Origin of the sequence: Microbacterium sp. (assembly GCF_039812165.1) — a bacterium.
GTDB lineage: Bacteria > Actinomycetota > Actinomycetes > Actinomycetales > Microbacteriaceae > Microbacterium.
The window spans coordinates 1-11,331 of sequence record NZ_JBDIAB010000087.1 but is presented as its reverse complement, the minus strand read 5'-3'; the positions used below and the strand labels follow the sequence as shown (position 1 = coordinate 11,331).

Below are 11,331 nucleotides of genomic sequence, written 5' to 3'. Positions count from 1 at the left end.
CGCTCGTAGACTCGACGGGTGCCCGTCACCAGCCCCTACGCCTCGCGGCTCGCCCGCATCCCGGTCGAGCGTCACGAGGTCGAGGTGCTCGGCGGGACGACCGCGTACTGGGCGTACGGCCCCGACGACGCGGGGACGACGATCGTCGCGGTGCACGGATTCCGCGGCGAGCATCACGGACTGGAGCCGGTGGTCGCCCACCTCCCCGGCGTGCGCGTCGTCATGCCCGACCTGCCCGGCTTCGGCGAGACCGCGCCGATCCCGGCCCGCACGCACGACCTCGCCCTCTACGTGGAATGGCTGCGCGCCTTCGCAGCGGCCGTGGCGCCCGGCGCCGACATCCTCGGGCACTCGTTCGGGTCGATCGTCGTGGCCGCCGCCGTCGCGGACGGCCTCGAGACGCCGCGCGTCGTGCTCGTCAACCCGATCGGTGCACCCGCGCTGGAGGGACCCCGCGGCATCCTGACCCGTCTCGCGGTCTTCTACTACTGGGCGGGCGCGCGCCTGCCCCGCCGCCTCGGCGAGGCAGTCCTGCGCAGCCGCGTCATCGTGCGCGTCATGAGCGCGTCGATGGCGAAGACGCGCGACAAGGAGCTGTTGCGCTTCGTCCACGAGCAGCACGACACCTACTTCTCGCGCTTCGCCGACCGCGACGTGCTGCACGACGCGTTCGTCGCCTCGGTCTCGCACGACGTGCGCGAGTTCGCGCCGCGCATCGCGCAGCCGACTCTCCTGGTCGCGGCGCAGAAGGACGACATCACGCCGATCGAGAAGGAGCGCGAGCTCGCCCGGATCCTCCCCGACGCCGAGCTCGTCGAGATCCCGGACGTCGGACACCTCATCCACTACGAGACGCCGCGGCCGGCGGCCGACGCGATCGCGCGGTTCCTCGGGGAGTCACTATGACGACGGCGCGGCGATGATCGTCGAGTTCGAGGGCGACGTCTTCCGCTGGGACGCGCGCGCCGACTCGTCGTGGTTCTTCACGGCGCTGCCGCCCGAGCTGAGCGCCGACATCCGCGAAATCCCGCGCCCATACCGGGGCTTCGGGTCGGTGCGCGTGCGCGCCCGCATCGGCGGGTCGGAGTGGTCGACGTCGATCTTCCCCGACGCGGAGCGCGGCGCCTACGTGCTGCCGCTCAAGCGCGCGGTGCGCGACGCCGAGGGGCTCGTCGACGGGGGCCCGGTCGTCGTGCGGCTCGAGGTGCTCGACGGCTGAGGGCGGACCGTGACGATCGTGCCGGCATCCGTCGCCGCCGGCGGGCCCTAACGCTCCTCGCGCCGCGCCTCGGCGATCAGGGGACGGATGCGGTAGGCGATGACCTCGTCCATCACGAGCGACGTCTCGGTGCGCTCGACGCCGTCGATCGCGAGGATGCGCGCGTCGACCTCGAAGAGGTGCTGCGTGTCGCGCGCGACGGCGTGCACGAGCAGGTCGATCTGGCCGCTCAGGCCGTGCGCCTGCACGACCTCGGGGAGCTGCGCGAGCTCGCCGGTGATGCGCGGCAGGTCGGCCTGGCGCACGGTGACGCTGATCATGGCCTCGATCGGGAAGCCCAGCGCCCGCGGCGACAGCGATCGCTCGTAGGAGAGGAGCGCCCCGGAGCGCTCGAGGCGTCCCATGCGCGCCTGCACCGTGTTGCGCGACAGTCCGAGCCGCTCGGCGAGCGCGACGACCGTGGCGCGGGGGTCGTCGGCGAGCGCGTCCAGCAGTTCGAGATCGACCCGGTCCAAGGCTCCCATATCGCCCAACAATAGCACTCAGGCCCCTATTCGGCTTGGCAACATGCTCAATTATCACGCGCAAGCTTGAGCCAGATGCGATTCGGACGTACCCTCGCCTCACAGCCGGCGACGACGCCGTGCGGGAACGGCGTCCCCGTTCACGAGATGGGGAGGCGTGACCTGAAGGGACGAGACGATGCACACCCTGAGCACCGCACCGGAACTATCCACAGACCTCGACGCGATCGCGCGCGTCCTCACCCCGGACGGCGCACGGATCGCCGACCACGACCTCGACCCGTGGCTCACCGACCTGGACGTGCCGCTCGTGCAGGCGCTGTACCGAGACATGGCGGTCACCCGTCGCGCCGACACCGAGGGCGTCGCGCTGCAGCGGCAGGGCGAGCTCGGACTCTGGGCCCCCGCGCGCGGCCAGGAGGCCGTGCAGGTCGGCACCGCTCGCGCGTGCCGCCGCGACGACTTCCTGTTCCCGAGCTATCGCGAGCTCGGCGTCGCGCTCGTGCGCGGCGCGCAGCCGCGCGACACGGTGCTCGCGTGGCGCGGCGAGGAGCACTCGACCTACGACCCGTACGAGCTCAACCTCGCCAGCACGCAGATCATCGTCGGTGCGCAGGGCCTGCACGCCGTCGGGTACGCGATGGGCATCCAGCGCGACGGCGCCGACCAGGTCGCGGTCGCGTACTTCGGCGACGGCGCGTCCAGCCAGGGCGACATCAACGAGGCGCTCGTGTTCGCCTCCTCGTTCCAGGCGCCGGTCGTGTTCGTGTGCTCGAACAACCAGTGGGCCATCTCCGAGCCGGTCGGCGTGCAGGCGCGGTTCCCGATCGCAGGCAGGGCGCCGGGCTTCGGCATCCCGAGCCTGCGAGTGGACGGCAACGACGTGATCGGATGCCTCGCCGCGATGCGCTGGGCCCTCGATCACGCCCGACGGGGCCGCGGTCCGGCGTTCCTCGAGGCGATCACCTACCGCATGGGCCCGCACACCACCTCGGACGACCCGACCCGCTACCGCGACGCCGCCGAGGTGGAGGGCTGGGGCCGGCGCGACCCGCTCGCCCGCGTGGAGGCGTGGCTGCGGAGCAAGGACGCGTTCGACGACGAGTTCACCGGATCGGTCGCCGCGGCGGCCGACGACTTCGCCGCGGGCATGCGGTCGGCGGCGCTCGGCGCGCGGTCGCGTCCGCCGATCGGCGTGTTCGACGGCGTCTACGCCGAGCCGCACCGCGGTCTCGACGAGCAGCGCCGCGAGTTCGCCGCGTACCTGGCCGGCTTCTCCGACGAGGAGGTGCCGTGATGGCCGAGCTGACGATGGGCAAGGCGCTCGGCGCGGGCCTGCGGCGCGCGATGGCCGACGACGACAAGGTGCTCGTGATGGGCGAGGACGTCGGCCGCCTCGGCGGCGTCTTCCGCGTCACCGACGGCCTGCTCGACGCGTTCGGCGCGAAGCGCGTCATCGACACGCCGCTCGCCGAGTCCGGCATCGTCGGCACCGCGGTCGGTCTCGCGTACCGCGGCTTCCGCCCGGTCGTCGAGATCCAGTTCGACGGCTTCGTCTATCCCGCCTTCGACCAGATCGTGTCGCAGGTCGCGAAGCTGCACTACCGCACGCGCGGCAACGTGCGCATGCCCCTGACCATCCGCGTGCCGTGGGCGGGCGGCGTCGGCGCCGCCGAGCACCACTCCGAGTCGCCCGAGGCGTACTTCGTGCACACCGCGGGCCTTCGCGTGGTCGCGGTGTCGAATCCGCAGGACGCGTACACGATGCTGCGGCAGGCGATCGCGTGCGACGACCCCGTCGTGTTCTTCGAGCCCAAGCGGCTCTACCACACCAAGGGCGAGGTGACGCTCGACGCCGACATCGCCGACGCGCCGCCGATGGGCCTCGCGCGCGTCGTGCGCGAGGGCTCCGACGTCACGCTCCTCACCTACGGCGCGCAGGTGACGACGGCGCTGGATGCCGCGATCGCCGCCGAGGACGACGACATCTCCCTCGAGGTCGTCGACCTGCGCTCGCTGTCGCCGGTCGACTACGACACCGTCACGGCGTCGGTCCGCAAGACCGGACGCGTCGTCGTCACCCACGAGGCGCCGCGCGAGGCCGGGGTGGGCGCCGAGCTGGTCGCGAGCGTGACGGAGAGGTGCTTCCACTACCTCGAGGCGGCGCCGCAGCGTGTGACCGGCCACGACATCCCGTACCCGCCCGCGAAGCTGGAGAAGCACCACCTGCCCGATCTCGACCGGATCCTCGATGCCGTGGACCGCGTGCTCGACCGCCCGAACAGCCTGTCGGGGGTGGAACGATGATCGCCGAGTTCCGCCTGCCCGATCTCGGCGAGGGGCTCACCGAGGCCGAGGTCGTGCAGTGGCTCGTCGCCGAGGGCGACACCGTCACGCTCAACCAGCCGATCGCCGAGGTCGAGACGGCCAAAGCCGTGGTCGAGCTGCCGTCGCCGTACGCGGGCACCGTGACGGCGCTGCGCGCCGAGGCGGGCGACACCGTCGCCGTCGGCGACGCCCTCCTCGCGTTCGAGGTCGCCGCGGCACCCGAGGGCGCCGCGCCGCGGACCACCGCGACAGCGGCGGCCGCTGAGGCGGTGCCGCCGACCCTCGTCGGCTACGGCGCCGCGCCGAGAAGCACCGAACGTCCCAGGCGACGGTCGCGCCAGCGCGCCTCCGGGGAAGCCGTCGCCGCGGACACGGCGGTGCTCGAGGCGGCTCCGCACGACGCGCTTCCGGCCGACCAGCCCGCCGACGCGCGGCACGAGCGGCCACGATCGACGCCGCCCGTGCGCAAGCTCGCGAAGGAGCTCGGCGTCGACCTGGCGCTGGTCGAGGCATCCGGGGTGGCCGGCGTCATCACGCGCGCCGACGTCGAGGCGTTCGCCGAGCGCAGCGCCGCACTGTCTCCCGCGGGCGCGCCCGCGCTCGCGCGAGCCGATCGACGCGACGTCGAGGCGGTCGGCCCGGCGATGGGCGAGACCGACGGCACGGGCGAGACGCGCGTGCCGATCCGCGGGGTCCGCAAGCGCACGGCCGAGGCGATGGTGCGAAGCGCGTTCACCGCGCCGCACGTGACGGTCTTCCTCACCGTCGACGTCACCGAGACGATGCGCCTGATCGCCGCGCTGCGCGACGACCCGGCCCTCGGCGGGCACCGCATCGGCGTCCTCGCCGTCGCGGCCAAGGCCGTGTGCCTCGCGCTCGGGCGCCATCGTGAGCTCAACGCGCACTGGGACGACGAGGCCGGCGAGATCGTGCAGTACGACCGCGTCGGCCTCGGCATCGCCGCCGCGACCCCGCGGGGGCTCCTCGTGCCGGTCGTGCACGGTGCCGACGCGCTCGCGCTCGACGAGCTCGCCGACGCGATCGGCGCGCTCGCCGAGGCCGCCCGCGCGGGGCGTGCGACGCCCGCACAGCTGGGCGGCGGCACGTTCTCGCTCACGAACTTCGGCGTCTTCGGAGTGGATGCCGGGACGCCCATCCTCAATCCCGGAGAGACCGGCATCCTCGGGCTCGGGGCGGTGCGGCGGCAGCCGTGGGAGCACGAGGGCGCCGTCGCGCTGCGCGACGTCATGACCCTGAGCCTCTCGTTCGACCACCGCGTCGTCGACGGCGAGCAGGGCTCGCGGTTCCTGACCGAGGTCGCCGGCATCCTGCGCGAACCCGGCCGCGCGATGCTGCTGCGCTGACGCGGCCGCGTCGACCCCCGGGTGGTCGCGGCATCCGGCCACCAGATCAGGAGATCTGGCGAGCACAGGACGATTCGCCGCGTATCGTCCTGTCTCCGTCAGATCTCCTGATCTGGGGCGCAGCGTCGGCCGGATGCGGCGGTCGTCAGCGCTCGCGCTCCTTGGGGTAGAAGAGCCCCAGGCCGTGCTTGTGCAGGATGTGGTACGCGTCGGCGTACGTGGTCTCGGCGGTGAGGTCGCTCTCGGAGCCGTAGCGGGCGAGCAGCAGACCGAGCAGACCCCGCCCGGGCGGGCTGATCGGCTTGTGCCTGTGTTTGCCGGCGTGCAGGTCCTCGAGCTCGTCCTCCTCGTTGTTGGGCGGCACCCACATGGGGTGGACGGCCGGCCACGTGGCGGGGTCACGGGGCTCCTGCAGGTTCACGACCGAGAACAGGTCGTTCGCCGACGCGTCGCGGCGCGTGAGGGGCTTCAGCCCGTACAGTCTCGAGAGCGTCGCGATGACGGCGCCGTGGTGCATCTCGTCGTGGACGATCGTGCCGGCCTTCGTGTACGCCGACACCGCGATCGTGGGGACCCGCAGTCCGAGACGGTCGAAGGCGAAGTCCATCTCGCCGGGCTGCTCGTCGATGGTCGGCGAGATCGCGTCCGGCGGCGGCATGTGGTCGTAGGTGCCGCCGTGCTCGTCGAAGGTGATGAGCAGCAGCGTGTTCATCGCGTTCGACCCGTCCGCCTTCTTGCTGAGCTTGATCGCCTCGTAGACGCTCGCGATCAGGTGCTCGCCGGCGCGGACATCCGACACGGCAGAGTCGACCACCATGCGCCCGTCGACCTCGGTGGAGCGGTACACGCCGAACGGCGGGTGGAAGTCGTTGTGGTTGAACACCATGCGGGGCTCGATGAACGCGTAGGCGGGGAGCCTGCCTTCGCGCGCGTCCTGGTAGAACTCGGACATGTAGCCGAAGCGCTCGGTGCGCCAGTACCTCTCCAGCACCGGAGCGTGCATCACGCCGGTGAGCGAGACCAGTTGCAGCTCGTCGAAGTAGATCTTCCACGAGATGCCGGCCTCTTCGAGCCGGTTGAAGATCGTCGGCACCTCCGGGGCGTCGAGCCACTTCTGGTAGCCGCCCGCGTGCGTGTTCGTGACGTAGCCGTGCGACGTCGACGCGTGGAAGAACGACCGGTTGCAGTACGTCTGCGAGGGGACGGCGGCGAACCAGGCGTCGAACACCGCGAACTCGCGCGCGAGCGTCGACAGCACCGGCAGCTGATCGGGGGAGAAGCCGCCCATGATCTGGGCGACCTCGTCGTCGTGCGGCACCTGACCCAGGCGCAGCCGCTCGAGGTTGTTGCGGTAGTCCTGCAGGAATCCGCCCATCGTCGGGTCGGCGCCGGCTCGGGGGGCGTTGTAGGGCGCGGCCATCCAGTCGACCTGGGCGGTGCGGTTCGACGCCGGCTCCACCGTGCCGAACAGCTGGGTGTTGACGTGCGGATACTCCTCGCCCGGGTCGGGGTTCGGCTGCCCCATCACGACGTCCGTCGCACCCGAGTAGACGTGTGCGGCGACGGTGAGGCCGGTGTCGTCGGTGTTCGCGTAGTCGCCGAAGGCGAGGCCGTCGAACGTCTCGCCCTCGGGAAGCGTGTCGGGCGTGTACAGCCAGCCGAGAAGGTTGTCGAACGAGCGGTTCTCGCCCATCAGCACGACGACATGGTCGAAGCCCGGCTCGTGGCGCGGCGGCAGCGCGAGGTAGTCGGAGGCGCCCGCGCGATACCCGAGCGTGTGCCCGATCGAGGCGCCCGCGGCGGCTCCCACGCCTCCGCCGACGACGAGCCCGGCGGCGGTCAGCCCGCCGAGCTTGAGGAACTCGCGGCGGGACTGCTCCTGGTCGTGGGCGGCGGCGGGGTCGTCCTCGGCCGACGTCTCACGGTTCTTGCGTGCCATCGTCGTCAGGGTAGCCGCTGCTGCGGCTCGTCAGGCGGCCAGCGCGGCGCGCGCCATCGATTCGAGGATGCCGCGCACCGCGCCGTCCGGGAGGGCGTCGCCGACGCCGCGCAGGCTGTACGACGTCGAGTTGATGAGCCCGAAGTTCGCGTGCGCGCGGACGCGCAGGTCGTCGCGCGGACGCTCGGGATGCAGCTGCGCGAGCACGTCCACCCACAGCGCCACGTAGGTGCGCTGGAGCGTCCGCACCGTGCGCCGGTCGGCGTCGCTCAGGCTCCCGAGCTCGCGATCGTGCACGCGGATCACGTCGGCGCCGCTGAGCGCGAAGTCGACGTGGAACGCGATGAGCCGGTCGAGCCGCTCGGTCGGGTCGGGGGTCTCCTCCTCGACGGTGCGGCCGCCGTCGAGGAGCTCTTCGCTCACGCGCACGAGGATCGCGCCCAGGAGCGCCCGCTTGCTGGAGAAGTGCCGGTAGATCGCCGGCCCGGTGACGCCGACGGAGGCGCCGAGGTCCTCGAGGCTCACGCCGTCGAACCCGCGGGCGGCGAACAGCCGTGCGGCCTCGCGCAGGAGGGCGGCCTGACGGTCGGCCTTCGCCCGTACGCGCGGGGTTCGCACACTGCCGTCGGTTGCCATGTCGGGGGTCCTCGCTACCGTGGTCTTGGTTAACATATACTAACTGGTGGAGCGGATCGCCGCGAATGCGGTCCACGCGCAGCGATGAGGCGGCCATGGCGCGAGCAACGGGTGTGAGCGGCGACACTGCCGCACGGAGCGGCGAGGCTCAGCGTACCGCCGCCGCGGGCCTGCGGGCACGCCTGGCCGCGGCATCCGTCGGCGGGCCCGTCTCGTCGCGCGAGCGGCACGTCGCGCGCGGCAAGCTGCTGCCCCGTGAGCGCGTCACGAGGCTGCTCGACGAGGGGAGCCCGTTCCTCGAGATCGCGCCGCTCGCGGCCGAGGGAGTGTACGGCGGCGACGCCCCCGGCGCGGGGCTCATCGCCGGGATCGGCCTCGTGCACGGCCGCCACGTCATGGTCGTGTGCAACGACGCCACCGTGAAGGGCGGCACGTACTACCCGCTCACGGTCAAGAAGCACCTGAGGGCGCAAGAGGTCGCCCTGGAGAACCGGCTGCCGTGCGTGTACCTCGTCGACTCCGGCGGCGCCTACCTGCCGCTGCAGGACGAGGTGTTCCCCGACCGCGACCACTTCGGCCGCATCTTCTACAACCAGGCGCGCCTCTCGGCCGCGGGCATCGCGCAGATCGCCGCGGTGCTCGGCTCGTGCACGGCCGGCGGCGCGTACGTCCCCGCGATGAGCGACGAGACCGTCATCGTGCGCGAGCAGGGCACGATCTTCCTGGGCGGCCCGCCGCTCGTCAAGGCCGCGATCGGCGAGGTCGTGACGGCGGAGGAGCTCGGCGGCGGGGTCCTCCACGCCACGCGCTCCGGCGTCGTCGACCACCTCGCCGACGACGACGAGCATGCGCTGGAGATCGTCCGCGACATCGTGGCCACGCTGCCGCCGCCGCTGGCACCCGCGTGGGAGGTCGCGGCGACGGTGCCGCCCGCCCGCGCCGCCGACGACCTCTACGACCTCGTCCCCGTCGACGTGAACCAGCCGTACGACGTCCGCGACGTCATCGCGTGCCTCGTCGACGGCGGCGAGCTGCACGAGTTCAAGCGCGAGTACGGCGAGACGCTCGTCACCGGCTTCGCGCGCCTGCACGGCCACCTCGTCGGGATCGTCGCGAACAACGGCATCCTGTTCGGCGACTCGGCGCGCAAGGGCGCCCACTTCATCGAGCTGTGCGATCAGCGCGGCGTGCCGCTGCTGTTCCTGCAGAACATCTCCGGCTTCATGGTCGGTCGCGAGGCCGAGGCGGCGGGCATCGCGCGGGACGGCGCCAAGATGGTCACCGCGGTCGCGACGACGCGTGTGCCGAAGCTCACCGTCGTCATCGGCGGCTCGTTCGGAGCCGGCAACTACGCCATGTGCGGGCGCGCGTACTCGCCGCGGTTCCTGTGGTCGTGGCCGGCGAGCCGCATCTCGGTGATGGGCGGCGCACAGGCGGCGTCCGTGCTCTCGACGGTCAAGGGCGACCAGCTCGCCGTGCAGGGCCGGGAATGGGATGCCGCGGACCGCGCCGCCTTCGAGGAGTCGATCCGCGCGCAGTACGAGGAGCAGGGCGACCCCTACTACGCGACCGCACGGCTGTGGGACGACGGCATCCTCGACCCGGTCGACACGCGCGACGTGCTCGGTCTCGCGCTGGACGTCGTGTCGCGCACACCCCTTCCCGAGCCGCGCTTCGGCGTCTTCCGGATGTGATCGCGATGCCGCTGTTCCACACTGTGCTGGTCGCCAATCGCGGCGAGATCGCCCGGCGCGTGATCCGGACGCTGCGGCGCCTCGGCATCCGCTCGGTCGCCGTCTACAGCGACGCGGATGCCGGTGCCGCGCACGTGCGCGAGGCGGACGTCGCCGTGCGGATCGGGCCGGCCGGCGCTGCTGCCTCGTACCTCGACGTCGAGGCGATCGTCGCGGCCGCACGCGAGACCGGGGCGCAGGCGGTCCATCCCGGCTACGGGTTCCTGTCCGAGAGCGCGGCGCTCGCGCACGCGTGCGCGGCGGCAGGCGTCGTGTTCGTCGGGCCGGGCGAGGAGGCGCTCGCCGTCATGGGCGACAAGATCCGCGCGAAGGAGCGCGTCGCCGAGCACGGCGTGCCCACCGTGCCCTGGTTCAGCGCCGCGGGGCTCGACGACGCGACGATCGCGGAGCGCGCCGCGGCGATCGGGCTGCCGCTGCTGGTCAAGCCGTCGGCCGGCGGCGGTGGCAAGGGCATGCAGGTCGTCCGGGCGCTCCACGAGCTGCCCGCGGCGCTCGCGAGCGCGCGGCGGGTCGCCGCGGGGGCGTTCGGCGACGACACGCTCCTGCTCGAGCGCCTCGTCGAGCGACCCCGGCACATCGAGGTGCAGGTGCTCGCCGACGCGCACGGCCACGTGGTCCAGCTCGGCGAGCGCGAGTGCACCCTGCAGCGCCGCCACCAGAAGGTCGTGGAGGAGGCGCCGTCGCCCGTCGTCGACGCCGCGTTGCGGGCGCGCCTCGGCGAGGCCGCGTGCGCGGCGGCGCGGAGCGTCGACTACCGCGGCGCCGGCACCGTCGAGTATCTCGTGTCGGCGCACGCGCCCGACGAGTTCTTCTTCATCGAGATGAACACGCGCCTGCAGGTCGAGCATCCGGTGACCGAGCTCGTCGTCCGCGTCGGCGGCGAGGCCTTGGACCTCGTCGAGCAGCAGCTGCGGATCGCGGCGGGCGAGCCGCTCGCGTTCGGGCAGGGGGAGCTGCGCCTGTCGGGTCACGCGATCGAGGCGCGCGTCTACGCCGAGTCGCCGACGCGAGGGTTCCTCCCGGCCACGGGCGACGTGCTGCTGTGGCGTGCCGCGCCCGGCGTGCGGACGGATGCCGGCATCGAGTCCGGCATGGCCGTGACGGCCGACTACGACCCGCTGCTCGCGAAGGTCGTCGCCCACGGCGACGACCGTGCCGCCGCGCTCGAGCGCCTGGACGCCGCGCTCGCCGACACGGTGCTCCTCGGCGTCGACTCCAACCTCGCGTTCCTCCGGGAGCTGCTGGCCGAGCCGGCGGTGCGCGCCGGTGACCTCGACACGGGCCTGATCGACCGCCTGGTCGCGCGCGGCTCCGTCCCGGCGGCGATGCCCGACGCCGTGCTCCTCGACCTCGCCGCCGACGCCCTCCGGGCGCTGCGCGAGCGGACCCCGTCGAGCCGGGCATCGGCGCTGTGGGCCTCGCCGCCGGTGCCGGGGTGGCGGCTGGGCGGTCTCCACGCGGGTGCTCGCGTCCTGCTCCGCACCGACGACGACGCGATCGCGACGGGGCGGGTCGGGCCCGTGGCCGGGGGCGACGGCGACGTCCGCGTCGCCGCGGACGGCGCCGT

10 protein-coding genes are annotated in these 11,331 nt (G+C 72.9%); 7 read left to right on the top strand and 3 right to left on the bottom strand.

Annotated features, from left to right (window positions below):
* The first annotated feature begins 18 nt into the window (after positions 1-18).
* Entirely contained in the window at positions 19-906 is an 888-nt protein-coding gene (locus WML84_RS08595; RefSeq protein ID WP_347345731.1) for an alpha/beta hydrolase, read from the top strand.
* Positions 907-919: 13 nt separating this feature from the next.
* Entirely contained in the window at positions 920-1,219 is a 300-nt protein-coding gene (locus tag WML84_RS08590) for a DUF1905 domain-containing protein (protein ID WP_347345730.1), read from the top strand.
* Positions 1,220-1,266: 47 nt separating this feature from the next.
* Here the strand turns inward: WML84_RS08590 and WML84_RS08585 are convergent, their stop codons facing one another.
* Positions 1,267-1,743: an Lrp/AsnC family transcriptional regulator gene (locus WML84_RS08585; protein ID WP_347345729.1), complete on the bottom strand. Its 477-nt coding sequence runs from the start codon at positions 1,741-1,743 to the stop codon at positions 1,267-1,269.
* A gap of 178 nt (positions 1,744-1,921) precedes the next feature.
* On the opposite strand from WML84_RS08585, the gene WML84_RS08580 reads away from it, so the two are divergent.
* Genes WML84_RS08580 through WML84_RS08570 form a run of 3 tightly spaced genes read left to right on the top strand, consistent with a single transcriptional unit; the run spans position 1,922 to position 5,435 of the window.
* Positions 1,922-3,040, top strand: coding sequence for a thiamine pyrophosphate-dependent dehydrogenase E1 component subunit alpha (locus WML84_RS08580; RefSeq protein ID WP_347345728.1), 1,119 nt, complete (start codon positions 1,922-1,924; stop codon positions 3,038-3,040).
* Positions 3,040-4,050, top strand: a complete 1,011-nt coding sequence (locus tag WML84_RS08575; RefSeq protein WP_347345727.1) for an alpha-ketoacid dehydrogenase subunit beta — start codon at positions 3,040-3,042, stop codon at positions 4,048-4,050. Before WML84_RS08580 ends, WML84_RS08575 begins: the two co-directional genes overlap by 1 nt.
* On the top strand, positions 4,047-5,435 hold the full coding sequence (locus tag WML84_RS08570; RefSeq protein WP_347345726.1) for a dihydrolipoamide acetyltransferase family protein: 1,389 nt from the start codon (positions 4,047-4,049) through the stop codon (positions 5,433-5,435). Before WML84_RS08575 ends, WML84_RS08570 begins: the two co-directional genes overlap by 4 nt.
* A 145-nt stretch (positions 5,436-5,580) precedes the next feature.
* On the opposite strand, the gene WML84_RS08565 is transcribed toward WML84_RS08570, so the two are convergent.
* Both WML84_RS08565 and WML84_RS08560 read right to left on the bottom strand, forming a co-directional pair.
* Complete coding sequence (locus WML84_RS08565) at positions 5,581-7,374, bottom strand: alkaline phosphatase family protein (RefSeq protein ID WP_347345725.1); 1,794 nt, start codon at positions 7,372-7,374, stop codon at positions 5,581-5,583.
* Between the two features lie 30 nt (positions 7,375-7,404).
* A complete protein-coding gene (locus WML84_RS08560) occupies positions 7,405-8,010 on the bottom strand; it encodes a TetR/AcrR family transcriptional regulator (RefSeq protein WP_347345724.1) in 606 nt (201 codons plus the stop codon).
* A gap of 95 nt (positions 8,011-8,105) precedes the next feature.
* Between WML84_RS08560 and WML84_RS08555 the strand changes: the two genes are divergently transcribed.
* Together WML84_RS08555 and WML84_RS08550 are read left to right on the top strand one after the other, a co-directional pair.
* Complete coding sequence (locus WML84_RS08555) at positions 8,106-9,704, top strand: carboxyl transferase domain-containing protein (protein ID WP_347345723.1); 1,599 nt, start codon at positions 8,106-8,108, stop codon at positions 9,702-9,704.
* 5 nt (positions 9,705-9,709) lie between these two features.
* The coding region (locus WML84_RS08550; RefSeq protein ID WP_347345722.1) for a biotin carboxylase N-terminal domain-containing protein at positions 9,710-11,331 on the top strand (1,622 nt) is incomplete at its 3' end.